This window comes from Kitasatospora sp. NPDC059088 (assembly GCF_042738155.1).
In the GTDB taxonomy this organism is placed as follows: Bacteria; Actinomycetota; Actinomycetes; order Streptomycetales; family Streptomycetaceae; genus Kitasatospora.
The window spans coordinates 24,721-39,980 of sequence record NZ_JBHYGR010000086.1 but is presented as its reverse complement, the minus strand read 5'-3'; the positions used below and the strand labels follow the sequence as shown (position 1 = coordinate 39,980).

At 73.8% G+C, this 15,260-nt stretch carries 12 protein-coding genes and 1 pseudogene; 3 read left to right on the top strand and 10 right to left on the bottom strand.

What is annotated here, in order from left to right; translation table 11 throughout:
* The 6 genes and pseudogenes from ACFWXO_RS30685 to ACFWXO_RS30660 all read right to left on the bottom strand — a co-directional run.
* A partial coding sequence (locus ACFWXO_RS30685) for an NAD(P)-dependent oxidoreductase (RefSeq protein WP_380527692.1) occupies window positions 1-512 on the bottom strand: 512 nt, incomplete at its 3' end.
* A gap of 84 nt (window positions 513-596) precedes the next feature.
* Window positions 597-911 (bottom strand): annotated as a pseudogene (locus ACFWXO_RS30680) (2-hydroxyacid dehydrogenase); the annotation flags it as partial.
* 125 nt (window positions 912-1,036) lie between these two features.
* Window positions 1,037-2,062 carry a 6-phosphofructokinase gene (locus tag ACFWXO_RS30675; RefSeq protein WP_375885974.1) on the bottom strand — a complete coding sequence of 342 codons (1,026 nt, stop codon included), beginning with the start codon at window positions 2,060-2,062 and terminating at the stop codon, window positions 1,037-1,039.
* Between the two features lie 438 nt (window positions 2,063-2,500).
* The gene (locus ACFWXO_RS30670) at window positions 2,501-3,229 is read right to left on the bottom strand and encodes a type 1 glutamine amidotransferase (RefSeq protein WP_375885976.1); all 729 of its coding nucleotides are present in this window, start codon (window positions 3,227-3,229) and stop codon (window positions 2,501-2,503) included.
* 46 nt (window positions 3,230-3,275) lie between these two features.
* On the bottom strand, window positions 3,276-4,538 hold the full coding sequence (locus tag ACFWXO_RS30665) for a MurT ligase domain-containing protein (RefSeq protein ID WP_375885978.1): 1,263 nt from the start codon (window positions 4,536-4,538) through the stop codon (window positions 3,276-3,278).
* A gap of 262 nt (window positions 4,539-4,800) precedes the next feature.
* Window positions 4,801-5,493: a GNAT family N-acetyltransferase gene (locus tag ACFWXO_RS30660; RefSeq protein ID WP_380527690.1), complete on the bottom strand. Its 693-nt coding sequence runs from the start codon at window positions 5,491-5,493 to the stop codon at window positions 4,801-4,803.
* Window positions 5,494-5,715: 222 nt separating this feature from the next.
* On the opposite strand from ACFWXO_RS30660, the gene ACFWXO_RS30655 reads away from it, so the two are divergent.
* Together ACFWXO_RS30655 and ACFWXO_RS30650 are read left to right on the top strand one after the other, a co-directional pair.
* Window positions 5,716-9,681: an amino acid adenylation domain-containing protein gene (locus ACFWXO_RS30655; protein WP_380527688.1), complete on the top strand. Its 3,966-nt coding sequence runs from the start codon at window positions 5,716-5,718 to the stop codon at window positions 9,679-9,681.
* A gap of 121 nt (window positions 9,682-9,802) precedes the next feature.
* On the top strand, window positions 9,803-10,114 hold the full coding sequence (locus ACFWXO_RS30650) for a hypothetical protein (protein ID WP_380527687.1): 312 nt from the start codon (window positions 9,803-9,805) through the stop codon (window positions 10,112-10,114).
* Between the two features lie 39 nt (window positions 10,115-10,153).
* Here ACFWXO_RS30650 and ACFWXO_RS30645 read toward each other — a convergent pair whose 3' ends face one another.
* A complete protein-coding gene (locus ACFWXO_RS30645) occupies window positions 10,154-10,927 on the bottom strand; it encodes a hypothetical protein (protein WP_380527685.1) in 774 nt (257 codons plus the stop codon).
* 197 nt (window positions 10,928-11,124) lie between these two features.
* On the opposite strand from ACFWXO_RS30645, the gene ACFWXO_RS30640 reads away from it, so the two are divergent.
* On the top strand, window positions 11,125-11,796 hold the full coding sequence (locus ACFWXO_RS30640) for a hypothetical protein (RefSeq protein ID WP_380527684.1): 672 nt from the start codon (window positions 11,125-11,127) through the stop codon (window positions 11,794-11,796).
* Between the two features lie 21 nt (window positions 11,797-11,817).
* Here ACFWXO_RS30640 and ACFWXO_RS30635 read toward each other — a convergent pair whose 3' ends face one another.
* The 3 genes from ACFWXO_RS30635 to ACFWXO_RS30625 all read right to left on the bottom strand — a co-directional run bounded on the left by ACFWXO_RS30635 (window position 11,818) and on the right by ACFWXO_RS30625 (window position 14,992).
* Window positions 11,818-12,243, bottom strand: coding sequence for a hypothetical protein (locus ACFWXO_RS30635; protein ID WP_375885990.1), 426 nt, complete (start codon window positions 12,241-12,243; stop codon window positions 11,818-11,820).
* Between the two features lie 77 nt (window positions 12,244-12,320).
* Window positions 12,321-13,745, bottom strand: a complete 1,425-nt coding sequence (locus tag ACFWXO_RS30630; protein WP_380527682.1) for a pyridoxal phosphate-dependent decarboxylase family protein — start codon at window positions 13,743-13,745, stop codon at window positions 12,321-12,323.
* 125 nt (window positions 13,746-13,870) lie between these two features.
* Window positions 13,871-14,992: a hypothetical protein gene (locus ACFWXO_RS30625; RefSeq protein WP_380527679.1), complete on the bottom strand. Its 1,122-nt coding sequence runs from the start codon at window positions 14,990-14,992 to the stop codon at window positions 13,871-13,873.
* Window positions 14,993-15,260: the final 268 nt, after the last annotated feature.

Below are 15,260 nucleotides of genomic sequence, written 5' to 3'. Positions count from 1 at the left end.
CCGAGGAGTTCGGTGCCGAAGCCGGCCGCGATCCGGGTGAAGCACTCGCCGATCTTGCCGGTGCCGATCACGCCGACGGTCATGCCGTGGACGTCGCGGCCGAGGAGGCCGTGGAGGCGGAAGTCGAACTCGCGGGTGCGGGTGGCGGCGCGGGTGAGGCGGCGGTTGACGGCGAGGGCGAGGGCCCAGGCGTGTTCGGCTACTGAGTATGGGCTGTACTGGGCGACGCGGGCGATGGTGAGGCCGAGTTTTGCTGCGGCGTCGAGGTCGATGTTGTTGAAGCCAGTGGAGCGTTGGGCAATCAGCTTGGTGCCGCCGGCGGCGAGGACCGCGAGGGTCTCGGCGTCCAGGGCGGCGTTGACACTGCTGCTGACGACCGGGTAGCCGCCGGCCAGTGGGGCGGTGTCGCGGTTGAGGAACACGTCCAGGCAGCGCAGTGTGTGCCGGCCGGCGAAGGCCCGTTCCAGCAGCGGTCGTTCGTCTGCTTGGACACCGTAGGCGAGAATCTCCACCCCGTCACGCTACCCAAAGAGTTGCAGAACCGTGAGGTGTGGCTCGCGAGGGCGCCGCCGCCTAGACTACAGATGAACGATCTACGCGACGGCGTACGGGCTGTAGTGGGAGACCCGGGCGACGGTGAGGCCGAGGTCGGCGGCGGCGTCGAGGTCGATGTTGTTGAAGCCGGTGGAGCGTTGGGCGATCAGCTCGGTGCCGCCGGCGGCGAGGACGGCCAGGGTGTCGGCGTCGAGGACGGCGTTGACGCTGCTGCTGACGGCGGGGTGGCCGGCGGCGAGCGGGGCGGTGTCGCGGTCGAGGAACACGTCCAGGCAGCGCAGTGTGTGCCGGCCGGCGAAGGCCCGTTCCAGCAGCGGCCGTTCGTCGGCCTGCACGCCGTACGCCAGGATCTCCATGCGTCGTCCTTCCGGGGAGGGCTCCTGGGGCCCACGCTAACGGGGCGGTGGCCGGAACGCCCGCCGGGCGCACCGGAGCCCCCGGCGGCTGCCGGGGGCTCCGGAACGGGCGGGAGGGGCGGCGGTCAGAGGACCGTCTCGGCCTCCTGGTAGCGCTCCTGCGGGACGGTCTTGAGCTCGGCGACGGCCTCGGCCAGCGGCACCAGGTTGATGTCGGTGCCCTGGAGGGCGGTGATGTGCCCGAAGGCGCCCTTGTGGACGGCCTCGACGGCGTGCCAGCCGAAGCGGGTGGCGAGCACCCGGTCGTAGGCGGTGGGGGTGCCGCCGCGCTGGGTGTGGCCGAGGATGACCGGGCGGGCCTCCTTGCCGAGGCGGTGCTCCAGTTCGCGGGAGAGCTGGGTGGCGATGCCGGTGAAGCGCTCGTGGCCGTAGATGTCCCTGCTGCCCTCCTCCCAGTGCATGGTGCCGGGCTCGGGCTTTGCGCCCTCGGCGCAGACCACGATGGCGAACTTCTTCTGCCGGTCGAAGCGCTCGCGGACCACGGCGGTGAGCTTCTCGATGTGGAAGGGGCGCTCCGGGACGACGATGGCGTGCGCGCCGGCCGCCATGCCCGCGTTCAGCGCGATCCAGCCGGTGTGCCGGCCCATGACCTCGACGACCATGACCCGCTGGTGGGACTCGGCGGTGGTCTTCAACCGGTCCAGGGCCTCGGTGGCGACCGAGACGGCGGTGTCGAAGCCGAAGGTCACGTCGGTGGCGGCGATGTCGTTGTCGATGGTCTTGGGCACGCCGACGATCGGCAGGCCGGCGTCGCTCATCAGCTTGGCGGCCTTGAGGGTGCCCTCGCCGCCGATCGGGATCACGGCGTCCAGGCCGAGGTCGGAGCAGTACTTCTTGGCCCGCTCGACGCCGTCCCGCAGGTGGCTCGGCTGCACCCGGGAGGACCCGAGGATGGTGCCGCCCTGGGCCAGGATGCCGCTCACCGAGTCGAGGGTCAGGGGGCGGTGGTGCCCTTCCAGGAAACCGCGCCAACCGTCCTCGAACCCGATGATCTCGTCGCCGTGGTCGACCACCCCCCGGTGGACCACGGAACGGATCACCGCGTTCAGGCCGGGGCAGTCACCGCCGCTGGTCAGCACTCCGATACGCATTAGCTTTGCAACTCCCGAGCAGAACCGAGGAACGGCCGGACTACAGGCTGGGACGACGAGCCGTCACCGCGACGAGGCCTTCCCCACCGGGGTGACGGGGAGGTTGCCTCGGGGTGAAGCACCGGCCGGATCCGGACAGAGCATCCGAAAACGGCCGTGAAGTCGAGCATACGACCCCTGGTCCGGCCGGGCAGGAGCCGACGCGGGAGCGGCGCCGTCGGCGCCCCCGCGCGGAATTGCAGCCTGCTGCCGAGGAGGGTGTGCAGCCGGCAGCCCCATTGTCGTACGTCCGGGGCCGCCCGTGGGCCGGATGACCGCATCGCGGGCACCCGGGCGGGGCGGCTCGGTCGTACGACGCGGGGTGCGTCGTGAGGGGTGGGTGACCACGTCGGTCCCACGCGGGTCCCACGTGGTCACTCCCCGGGCACTGCGTGGGTACTACGCGGGGCGCGCCGTGGCGGCGATGCGCTCGGCGCGCAGCGCGTCGTACCAGGTGGTGTCGGCCGGCGGCAGGGCGTTGACGTCCAGGGCCAGCCGGATCAGCATGTCGGCGACGGCGGGGTTGCGGGCCAGCACCGGGCCGTGCAGGTAGGTGCCGAAGACGGTGTCCCGCCAGGCGCCCTCGGTGCCGTCGCCGGTGCCGTTGCCGCGGCCGACGGTGACGTTCGCGAACGGCTGGACGCCCTGGCCGAGGTGGGTGACGCCCTGGTGGTTCTCGAAGCCGGTCAGCTGCGGCAGGCCGAGCCGCGGGTCCACGTCGGCGAGCACGTCACCGACGCAGCGGGCGCCCTCGCCCCGGGTGGTCCAGACGTCCAGCAGGCCGAGGCCCGGCTCGCGCTCGCCGAGGTCGTTGACGAACTCGTGGCCCATGATCTGGAAGCCGGCGCAGACGCCGAAGATGATCGCGCCGTTCTCGGCGGCCCGCACCAGGCCGCTGTCGGCGCGCAGCCGCTCGGCGGCCAGTCGCTGCGGGCGGTCCTCGCCGCCGCCGATCAGGTAGATGTCCCCGCTGGTGGGGATCGCCTGGTCGGAGCGGACGTCGATCCGGGTCACGTTGAGATGGCGCTGGCGGGCCCGGCGCTCCACGACCAGGGCGTTGCCGCGGTCGCCGTAGGTGCTGAGCAGGTCCGGGTAGACCCAGACCACGCGCAGGCTGCTCTCACTCATCCTCGAAGGCCTTCCGTCACGAAAAGACTGGTGTGCGGGCGCGGCATCAGCCGGCCACGACCTTCCGCAGCTGCTGGAAGGCGGTGTAGTTGGCGATGGCCTCGATCCGGCCGGGCGGGGCCATCCGGACGGCCTGCTCCAGGGTGTCCACGACGTGGAACTGCAGCCCGGCGACCTCCAGGCGGACGGCCAGGTCCAGCTTGCGCTGGCCCATCACGAAGATCGGGTGCCCGGCGAGCCGCTCGTAGTCGACGTCCCACAGCCAGGAGGTGTCGGTGCCGTCGGCGTCGAGGGCGTTCACCGAGAGGATCACCGGGGCCGGCGGGCCGTCGATCAGGGAGAAGGTCTCCAGCCAGCCGGCCGGGTTCTTGGCGAGCAGCAGCCGGATGTCCCGGCCCTGGTACTGCACCACGTCGTAGCGGCCGGCCACGGCGGACACCGAGCGCATCCGCTCCAGGGCGACCTGCGGGGAGACGCCGAACACGGCGGCGACGGCGGCCGAGCTGGTGGCGTTGGCCAGGTTGGCCCGGCCGGGCAGCTGCAGCTGGATCGGCCAGGCGCCGCGCTGCGGGTCGATCACGTGGGTGCCCTGGAGCGCCCAGTGCGGGTTGGGGCGCCGGAAGCCGCAGTCCTGGCAGAACCAGTCGTCGCCGGGGCGCTGCATCACGCCGCCGCACGCGGGGCAGGACCAGGCGTCCTCCTTCCACGCCTGTCCGGCGGCCACCCAGACCACCTTCTTGCAGGAGGAGGCGGCCCAGGTCACCAGCGGGTCGTCGGCGTTGGCGATGACCACGGCCTCGGTGTCCTGGAGGCCCTCGCGCCACTTCTCCGCCATCATGCGGGTCTCGGCGGCGCGGTCGAGCTGGTCGCGGGAGAGGTTGAGCAGGGCGATCGCCTTGGGGTGGGTGTCGCGGGCGACCGTCGCCAGGTACTTCTCGTCGACCTCGATCACGCCGAAGCGGGCCTCCGAGCCACCGGCCAGGGCGGACGTGATGCCGGCCGGCATGTTGGCGCCGAGGGCGTTGGAGACCACCGGGCCGGCGGCGCGCAGCGCCTCGGCGATCAGGCGGGTGGTGGTGGTCTTGCCGTTGGTGGCGCTGACCAGGACGACGTCGAGGTGGTCGGCGAGGGTGGCGAGCAGGTCGGGGTCGAGCCTGAGGGCGACCTTGCCGCCGATCACCGAGCCGCTCCCGCGACCGGCCTTGCGGGACACGGCGGCGGCGACCTTGCCGGCCGTGACCGCGATCTTGGCGCGGGCCGGCAGCGAGGCGTCGCGTGCGCCTGTGGGCTCCGATTCGGTGCCTGCCATGCTCAGTGGTTCCTCCTTGCTGCGGCACCACCTGTCGGCCGGATAACGGGCCGTCGGGCGGCGGGGACGGGGCCAGCCTACCGACTCCGTAGCCCGGCCGGACGATCCGGACCCCATGCCGCCAGCTGCGACGCCGCTGCGGGGGCTGCTGACGGCCCGTCAAGGAGGGCGGTGTACGGAGGGACCCCTGCTGCGGGGAAGGACGCCTCACCGGCTGCCCCGGGTTCCCGGAGCAGCCGGTAAGGATGTCGTGAAGAAATGATCAGCGGCCCGGAACGGGTGCGGAGGCGGTGGCGGGCGCGGCCCCGGCGGCGAGGGTGGCGGTGATCACCAGGGTGCCGTCCTCGCAGTGGAAGTCCAGCGGCGCCGCCAGCCTGCGCATCGCGGCGATCAGCCCGGTGTTGGCGGCCTGGGTCACCGCGTACGCCGCGCCGATCCCGGCCGCCCGGGCCAGCGCGGTCAGCCGCCGGAGCAGGGCCAGGCCGAGCCCCTGCCGCTGCCAGGCGTCCTCGACCAGCACGGCCAGCTCCGCCTCGTCCTCGTCCCACATCAGGTGCCCGAGGGCGATGACCCGCCCGTCGGGGGCCACCACCACCAGGCTGCGGCCGTGCCGGGGGTCCAGCAGGTGCTCCAGGTAGCGGTCGGCGTCGCGGACCGGCCCGTGGTAGCGCAGCCGCAGCGCGGCGGGGGAGCAGCGCTCGTGCATCGCCAGGGCCGCCGCCTTGTCGGCAGGGCCGGCCGGGCGCAGCAGCAGCTCGGTCCCGTCCGGCAGGGACAGCCGGGACACCTCTGCGGCCGGAGCGGCCGGAGCGGCGTGGCCGCGGGTCGGCCGGTGCGGGCCGCCGGGGTGCGCGGGCGGCCGGGTGGACTGGGCGTCGGGCGCCGCGCACCTGCGGTTCGACCTGCGGAAGGGCCGGTGCCAGAACCGTTCGGGGCGGGTGCGGGGTGCCGTCATGGGTCCGACGCTACCGACGGCTCGCTTCCGGCCGGTTACGTGATCGTGAACGCACGAATGCCCGACCGCGCACGGGCGTCCCGCCGGGACGGATCCGGCACAGGTCCAGACCGGTGCCTCATGCGGTCGGGACGGCGGGCGGCCGACGGTGGAGTCCGTACCCGGCGCTCCTGGTGAGCAGGTCCGCCGGGGTCCGTACGTCCACGCACCGAAGGCTCTCCCATGCGCAACACCGACCTCGCCGCCACCGCCACCACCACCGCCACCGGCGGCACCCCCGCCAACCCCGCCACCCGCCTCCCGCACGCCCGCCGGGCACCCGTCGGCACCGCGCTGACCGGTCTGCTGGACCGGCAGGCCCGCACCCGGCCCGCGTCCCCGGCCGTCGTCGGCGAGCACGGCCGCCTGACCTTCCTGGAGCTGTCCGAACGCGCCCGCGGGCTGGCCGCGCGGCTGCGCGCGCTGGGCGCGGGCGCGGGCCCGGACGACTGCGTGGGCCTGTACGTCGAGCCCTCGGTGGAGCTGGTCGCCGGGGCCTGGGGCGTCCTGTACGCCGGGGCCGGCTACCTGCCGCTGTCGCCCGAGTACCCGGAGGACCGGCTCCGCTACATGATCGAGGACAGCGGCACCCGGATCGTCCTCACCCAGGAGCACCTGCGCGAGCGGCTGGCCGGGCTGCTGCCGGCCGGCACCGCGGTCCTCACCGTCGAGGAGGCGCCGTCGGCGCACGGGCAGTCGCCTGCGCACGAGCGGACGGAGGCGCACGGGCAGCCCGAGGAGTGGGCGCAGCCGGAGTCGACGGCCTACGTGATCTACACCTCCGGCAGCACCGGCCGCCCCAAGGGCGTGCAGATCGAGCACCGGGCGGTGGTCTCCCAGCTGCGCTGGCTGCACACCGCCGGGCACCTCGCCCCCGGGGTCACCGTGCTGCAGAAGACCCCGATGAGCTTCGACGCCGCCCAGTGGGAGATCCTCGCCCCGGCCGTCGGCGCCCGGGTGGTGGCCGGCACGCCCGGGCTGTACCGGGACCCGGAGGCGCTGGTCGCCGCCGTGCGCCGGTACGGCGTGACCGCCCTGCAGTGCGTGCCGACGCTGCTGCAGGCCCTGCTGGACACCGAGGGCTTCACCGACTGCACCGGCCTGACCGGCCTGTTCTCCGGCGGCGAGGCGCTCTCGCTGCGGCTGGCCCGCGACCTGGCCGCCGCCCTGCCCGGGGCCGCGCTGGTCAACCTGTACGGCCCGACCGAGTGCACCATCAACGCCACCGCCCACCTGGTCGACCCGGCCGCGCTGGGCGACGGCGCCGGCTCGGTCCCGATCGGCCGGCCGGTCGACAACACCCAGTGCTACGTCCTGGACGAACGGCTGGCCCCGGTCGGCCTCGGGGACGTCGGCGAGCTGTACATCGGCGGTGTCCAGCTGGCCCGCGGCTACCTGCACCGGCCGGAGCTGACCGCCGAGCGGTTCGTGCCCTCCCCGTTCGCCCCGGCCGAGAAGCTGTACCGCACCGGCGACCTGGTGCACTGGAACCCGGACGGCACCCTCCAGTTCGCCGGCCGGGTCGACAACCAGGTCAAGCTGCGCGGCTACCGGGTCGAGCTGGACGAGATCGCCCGGGCGATCGAGGAGCACACCTGGGTCCGCCGCTCGGCCGCCGTGGTCACCGCCGACGCGCGCACCGGCCACCAGAACCTGGTCGCCTGCGTCGAACTGAACCCGCGCGAGGCCGCCCTGATGGACCAGGGCAACCACGGCGGCCACCACCAGTCCAAGGCCAGCCGGCTCCAGGTCCGGGCCCAGCTGTCCGACCCCGGGGTGCGGGCCCCGGCCCGGCTGGCGGGCCGGGAGAAGGTCGAACTGCCCGGCCGGCGCGAGAGCGGGACCCAGCGGCGGGCCGTCTTCGCCCGCAAGACCTACCGCTTCTACGACGGCGGCCCGGTCACCCGGGACGACCTCACCGCGCTGCTCGCCCCCCGCCCGGCCGGCCCCTTCGGCCGCGAGCTCGGCCTGCTGAGCTTCCCCGAACTCGGCCGGATCCTGCGTTGGTTCGGCCAGTTCCACAGCGAGGAGCGGCTGCTGCCCAAGTACGCCTACGCCTCGCCCGGCGCGCTCTACGCGACCCAGCTGTACCTGGAGACCGGCGGCCTGGACGGGCTGGCCGCCGGGCTGTACTACTACCACCCGGTCGAGCACACCCTGGTCAGGGTCGGCGCCGCCGACGCCCGCCCGGAGCCGTACCTGACGCTGCACTTCTCCGGGCGGACCGCGGCGATCGAGCCGGTGTACAGGAACAACATCCGCGAGGTGCTGGAGTTCGAGACCGGGCACATGCTGGGCGTGCTGGAGGAGGTGCTGCCCGAGTACGGCCTGGAGGTGCGCCCGCAGGGCTTCGACCCGGCCGTCCGGCAGCGGCTGGACGTCGCCGAGGAGGACCACTACCTGGGCAGCTTCACCGTCGACCGCAACCGCGGCCTCGCCCCCGAGGAGCACACCGAGCTGTACGTCCAGGCCCACGGCGACCGGGTGGACGGCCTGCCGGCCGGCCTCTACCGCTACGCCGACGGCGAGTTGACCGGCGTCGCGGACGAGGTGGTGGAGTCCCGGCAGGTGATCGCGATCAACCAGGCCGTGTACGCCCGGGCCGCGTTCGGCATCACCGCGGTCAGCCGGGCCGCCGAGGACTGGCTGGAGTACGTCGCGCTCGGCACGAAGCTGCACCACCTCCAGCGCAACGGCCTGGGCCTGGGCTTCATGTCCTCCGGCTACAGCTCCAAGTCCGGCCACCCGCTGCCCGCTTCGCGCCGGATCGACGAGATCCTCGACGCGGCGGGCATCGCCACCGGCGCCTCGTACTTCTTCCTCGGCGGGAAGGTGAGCGAGGAGCAGATCGGCAGCGAGGGCATGCACGAGGACACCGTGCACATGAAGGGCCCGGCCGAGATCATCAAGGACGAACTCGCCACCCTGCTGCCCGACTACATGCTGCCCAACCGGGTGCTGATCGTCGACGCCCTGCCGCTCACCGCGAACGGCAAGGTCGACCTCAAGGCGCTGGCCGGCTCCGAGGCCGTCCGCGCGGACGGCGGGCGCGGCGAGTTCGTCGCCCCGCGCACCGCGCGGGAACGGTGGCTGGCCGAGGCCTGGGGGCAGGCGCTCGCGTACGAGGAGGTGTCGGTGACCGACGAGTTCTTCGCCGCCGGCGGCAACTCGCTGACCGCCGTGGCGCTGGTCAACCGGATCAACCGGGAGTTCGGGACCTCGCTGCCGCTCCAGGTGGTGTTCGAGTGCCCGAAGCTGGCGGACCTGGCGGCCCGGATCTCGGCCTCGGACGGCGCGCCGGCCTCACGGCTGGTCCCGCTGCAGCCGGGGAAGCCGGGGGAGTCGGGGGAGTCGGGCGCTTCGGGGCAGCAGGGCCGGCCGGTGTTCTGCTGGCCCGGGCTGGGCGGCTACCCGATGAACCTGCGGCTGCTCGGCCGGGAGGCGAGCGACGGTCGTGCCTTCTACGGCGTCCAGGCGCACGGCATCAACGAGGGCGAGACGCCGTACGCCACCATCCGGGAGACGGCCGCCGCCGACCTCGCCCAGCTGCGCCGGGTGCAGCCCGAGGGCCCGTACACCCTGTGGGGCTACTCCTTCGGCGCCCGGGTCGCCTTCGAGGCGGCCTGGCAGCTGGAGCAGGCCGGCGAACGGGTGGAACAGCTGCTGCTGATCTGCCCGGGCAACCCGGAGGTCCGGCAGGCCGACGGCCGGGAGTACGGCCGGGAGTCCTCGTACGCCAACCCGGCGTACGTGACCATCCTGTTCTCGGTGTTCGCCGGGGCGATCAGCGGGCCCGAGCTGGAGCGCTGCCTGGCCGGGACGGTCGACGAGTCCTCGTTCGTCGCCGGGGTGCACCGGATGCTGCCCGCGCTGGACGAGGAGGTGATCCGCCGGATCACCCGGATCGTCGGCGAGACCTACGAGTTCGAGTACAGCTTCCGCGAGCTGGCCGAGCGGCGGCTGGCGGCGCCGGTGACCGTCTTCAAGGCCTCGGGCGACGACTACTCCTTCATCGAGGGCAGCACCGGCTGGTCGGCCGCCCCGCCCACCGTGGTGGAGCTGGCCGGGGACCACTACGGGGTGCTCAAGGAGCACGGGGTGCTCGAACTCGCGGCCGCCATCCGGGCGGTGGAGCGGCCCACCCCGTGACGCCCGGGCGCTGACGCGGACACGCTCACGGATGGCCCAGGATCCGTGACCGCGGGAGCCCCTTCGGATAGGGATGGCTCGGCTTTCCGCCGAACCCGTCTCGATCCGAAGGGGCTCCCCCATGCTCGCGAAGAACTCCGCACTCGCCACGGCCTGTTGCGCCCTGCTGCTGGCCGTACCGCTCGCCCTCGCCGGGACGGCGGCCGCCGCCGGCAGCGGCAGCAGCACCGGCACCAACGGCACCGGCAACAGCAGCACCGGCAACAGCAGCACCGGCAACAACAACACCAGCATCAACACCAGCAGCAACAACGGCCCGAAGACCCCCCAGGAGGCGGCCGCCTGCAAGAGCGTCACCGGTGCGCTGCTCGGCGGCTTCGGCGGCATGCTGGGCAACGCGGTGTGCGTGGTGCAGCCGGCCGACCGGGGCTGAGCGGCCCGCCGACCCGCCCAAGGAGCGGCGGGCGCCCGATCAGGCGCCCGCCGCCGCCACCAGCCGCTGCTCCAGCAGCTGCCACTGCGCCGCCATGTCGTGCACCAGGTAGAGCTCGCGGCTGCGGGTCCAGGCCTGGCCGGACCGCGGGTCGTACGTCCCCGGCATCGCCGTCCCGGCCGGGGCGCCCGCCGAGGCGATCCCGGCCAGCCGGGTGGTGAGCACGCAGCGCTTCACGTGGTCCCGGAAGCCGACCACCCCGGCGGTGCCGATCCCGCCGGGCAGGCCCTTGCGGGCGGCGGCGACCTGGGCGGCCACGCCGTAGGTGCTCAGGTAGGTGATCGTCCCGTCCGGGGCGACCACCGGTTCGATCGAGGTGACGTCGGTCAGCCCGTGGACGTCGGTCAGGAAGTGGGCGATCTCCCACTGGGCGTACACCGGCACCTTGCGGCGGCGGTGGATCCTGGCCACGGTGTCCGCCAACTCCCGGTTCACCGGGCCCGGTTCGTACCGCACCTTGGCCGGGTCCCCGCCGCCGGCCGGGGCGCGGTTGCCGAAGGCGTAGGCGAGCAGGAAGTCGACCTTCGCCGGCTCCACCGTCGGCGGCGCCCAGTCGAAGCAGACGTCCAGGATCCGCGGCACCTCGGCCTCGGCGGCCGCCCGGTCGCCCAGCGCGCCGGTCAGCGCCTTCACCATCTGCCGCCGCAGGCCCTCCTGACCGCCCGTCCCCTCGGCCTGCGCCTGCCCGGCCCCGGCCACCACCGGCACCACCGCACCCGCCGCCACCGCCGCGGCGAACCTCCGCCGATCCATGCTGCGCACCCGCTCCCTGTTCCGTCGTCCGGTCGGCCCATCCGACCGGGCGCGCGCGTCCGCCGGGCGGCCGGGCACGGAAGCCCCGGTGAACGTTGGCCGGACCCGGAAGGCTGGTGCGGGCCCTTCGCGTGCTGACGTATCATCCGGCGATCTGTTGAGCTGTTGTTTACGCGAAATGAGATGACATGCCGGACATGGAGAACGAAGAGCCGACCGAGAGACCCACCGGTCTCCGGGCGATCTGGGCCAACACCCTGGAGCCGGTGGCCCCGCTGCCCTGGTACCGCACGGTGTCCCGCAAGGTCTGGATCGGCGGAGCCGTGGTCGCCGCCCTGTTCGCCGGGCTCACCGTCGCCGCCGTCACCGGCGCGGGCGCCCCGCCCTCGCACCGGATCGTCCTGGCGGACCGGATCGGCGACCAGGAGCGGTTGCCGGACACCGACGAGATCACGGCCGAGCGCTGGCGCCTGCACCAGAACCTCACCGCGCTGAGCCGTTACCGGGACGTCGAGGTGGCGGGCTACGGCCCCGTCGGCTCGGGTCGCAGCACTCTCCGGGTGGTCGGGATGACCGGCGGCTTCGCGGATGCCCGGGAAGAGCTGGACCGGCAGTTCGGCGCGCACTGGGGCGCCCGTACGACCAGGGACAGCGAGCCGATCCGGAGCCGCCGGGACTACCCGGCCGGCCCGCTCGGCGGCGCGATGGACTGCGCCGTCGTGGGCGTCCCAGGTGAGGAGCGGACGATCTGCATCTGGGCGGACGGGACGACGGTCGGCGGGGTCGTCGACGAGTCGGGCGCGACCAGCACGGACGACCTGGCCAAGCGCACCACGGAGGTTCGTACGGCCGTCGAGGTCGAGGCCTGAACCGGACTGCACCCGGGCCGTTCAGGCGATGCGGGTCGGGGTGTCCTCGACGGTGTGGCCGGTGGTGGTGAGCAGGGCGGTGAGGGCCGCCGGGTCCAGGGAGTGGGGGGTCCGGAGGAAGAGCTCGTCGGCCGTGGGGTGGCGGTGGAGCGAGAGCAGGGTGATCCGGTGGTCGGCGAGCGCGGCGGGGGTGTGGGCGAGGGCGGTGGTGCGGACCCGCCACAGCGTGGTCGGGGGCGGGCCGTGGGGGGACCACCAGGAGTGCAGCAGGGCGGTGGCGAGCAGGGCGACGGCCGAGCCGATCAGCAGGACCGGGCCGTCCGGGCCGTCGACCACGAGCTTGGCGATCAGGTCGGCCGCGGTGACGGAGAGGAAGACCGCGGCGAGCTCGACGGTGTCCCGGCGCCAGCGGGGGGCACGGGGGAAGGAAGGCTTCGAGTGCTCCATGCCCTCCACCGTGCCCGCTCGGTGTTTCCGGTCCGCGAACCGGCCGTGACCTGCTGGTTAAGGTCCGTCCGGGGGTGTTACGGCAGCAGCGTGCGGGCGGCGGCCCGGACCTCGTCGAGCAGCAGGCGCAGGTCCTCCTCGGTGGTCGCGGCGTTGAGCAGGCAGGTGCGGAGCATCTCGTGCCCGCCGAGCAAGGCGCCGGTGACGAAGACCCGGCCGCGCCGCTGGACGGCGACCGGCAGCTCGCGGTTGAGGGCGTCGCGGGCCGCCGCGTCCTGCCCGGGTGCCCGGTGGCGGAACGCCACGATGGACGTCTGCACCTCCGCGAGCAGCTCCAACTCCTCGTCGGCCTCGACGAGTTCGCCGAGCCGACGGGCGAGCGCGGTGCACCGGGCGATGTCCCGGGCGAGGCCGGTGCGGCCGCGGTGGGCGATGGTGGCCCAGACCTTGAGGGCGCGGAACGGGCGGGTCTGCTCGGTGCCGTACTCGGAGAACCAGCCGAGCTCCCCGGCCGCCTCGTCGCGCAGGTAGGACGGGACGAGGCTGAACGTGCCGCGCAGTTCGTCGGTGTCCCGGACCAGGGCGCAGCCGCAGTCCACCGGGACGCCGAGCCACTTGTGCGGGTCGAGGGCGAGCGAGTCGGCGCGCTCCAGGCCGGCGTAGCGGTGGGCGATGGCGGGGTCGAGCCGGCCGAAGGCGCCGTACGCGCCGTCGACGTGCAGCCACAGGCCCTGCTCCTGGCAGAGGTCGGCGAGCGGGTCGAAGGCGTCCACCGCGCCGGTGCCGACGGTCCCGGCCGAGGCGACCACCAGGAAGGGCAGCAGTCCGGCGGCGCGGTCGCGTTCGACGGCGGCGCGCAGGTCGGCGGGGTCGAGCAGCCCGTCGGGGCCGGTGGCGACGGTGCGCAGGTGGCGGCTGCCGAGGCCGAGGAGCTCGGCGGCCTTGCGGACGCAGGAGTGGGTCTCGCCGGTGACGTAGCCGACCAGCGGCGGCAGCCCGGTCAGGCCCTCCTCGCGGACGTCGTGGCCGGCCCGGCGGGCGGCCCGGTTGCGGGCGGCGGCCAGGCAGACGATGGTCGCCGCCGAGGTGCCGGAGGTGAGCAGTCCGCCGCCGGCCGGGTGCGGGAAGCCGACCAGTTCGGCGATCCAGCGGACCACGGCGCGCTCCAGGTGGACGTCGGCGTGGTCGCCGCCGGCCGAGCTGGGGTTCATCGCGGCGGCGGCGAGGGTGGCGAGCACCCCGGCGGGGGCGGGCGCGGAGTTGACCCAGCCGAAGAAGCGCGGGTTGCCGTTGCCCATGGGGTGGGGGAGGACGTCCCGCCCGACGGCCTCGACGAGCTCGGCGAGCGGGCGGCCCTCGGCGGGCAGCGGGGCGTCGAGCAGGGCCTGCCGGGCGGTGGCGTCCATCGGCTGCCAGACCGGGCGGGCAGGCAGTTCGGCGAGGTAGTCGGCGACCAGGTCGGCGGCGGCGTGGGCGGCGCCGCGGAAGTCGTCGGAGGTCATGTGGGTGTGCTCCAGGGGCCGGGGGACCGGGGGAGGCGCGGCGTCCTCGGCGCACCGTGATCAGCAGATGCTACGGAACGGGCCCGCGCCGTGCGGCGCGGGCCCGGAGGGTGGGACGGGGACGATCAGTCGAGGGAGGCGGACAGCCCGCCCGCGGAGCGGCAGTAGCCCTGCATCTCCTTGTTGGTGATCTTCGCGCAGAGCCGCCCGGCCGCGCCGCCGTCGGTGTAGTTGACCGTGTAGTAGCTGACCAGCCCCTCCGCGCAGGCCTTGCGCTGCCAGCCGTCGGCGGCGGTGGCGCACTGCTGGGCGGCCCAGTCCTCGCGGTCCAGGTTGTACTTCATGGTCCGGGAGCCGACCCCGCGGCTGCAGTCCACCGCCCCGCCGCTGGCCTTGCCGTTGAGGCACCACTTGAGCGCGTCGGCGTAGACCTCGGGGTGGTTCGGGTAGTCGTGCGAGGACAGGTAGAAGGTCGGGGCGTAGAAGAAGCAGGCGGACTGGAACAGCGAGGGCTGGTCCTTGCACGGGTACAGCGGGTCCTGGGCGAGCTTGTCGGCGGGCAGGTTGGCCTTGGCCTGCTCGTCCTCCTCGTCCGGGCCGAAGAGCTGCATGAACAGGCCCTCGGAGCAGCGGATCCGGTTCTGGTCGCTGGTGAACTTGTTGCACAGGTCGCGGGCCTTGGCGACGTCCTGCTTGGCGACGAACATGGTGCCGTGGCCGACGCCGTGGATGCAGGGGCCGCTGTTCTTGGGGGCGCACAGCTTGAGCAGGTCCACCTCGGGCTGGGTGGAGGCGTTGAGCATCTCCTCGACCGCGCCGTGCAGGTAGCCGGCCGCGCAGGTCTCGTGCGGGAAGGAGATGACCTTCTGGAAGTCGGCGTTGAAGCGCTTGACCGCTGCGTGGCCGAGCTCGTGCGCGATCGGGTGGCAGAAGCGCACGGTGTACGGCTTCTCCTTGGTGATCCTGTCGAGGTCGGCGAGGGCGACACCGGGGTCGGTGGCGTCCATCTCGGCCATCATCTTGTTGCGCAGCGTCGAGCGGGTCCACACCGCCGGGTCGCCGGTCGGGGTGGCGCTCGCGGCGCCGGCCGTGACCGGCTGGGCGCCGGTGCCGGCACCCGCGCCCGGACCGGCGACGGCCGGGGCGGCGGAGGCCGCGGCGGGCTTCCAGTCGGTGACGGCCACCGAGCCCAGGCCCAGGACGCCCAGGAGCACGGCGGTGAGAATCGCGAAGACTCGCGGCTGCATGACGGGATCCCCCGGCGGATCGAGGTGAACGGTTCGCTCCCATCCTGACGGCACCGGGAGCGCGATCCCGCGTTATCGCCCGCCATTCGGGAGGTGTCGGCGACGCTACCGCATCGCCGGGACGCCCCGGCGGGCCGGGACGGCTCCCGGCGCGCGGGGCCGGGGGGGGGGGGGCCCCCGGCGGGGGGGGGGGGCGCGGGCGGGGGGGGGGGGGGAATAAAAAAAACAAAAACACACCAACAAACACAAAAAAAGAATGGGGGAGTGT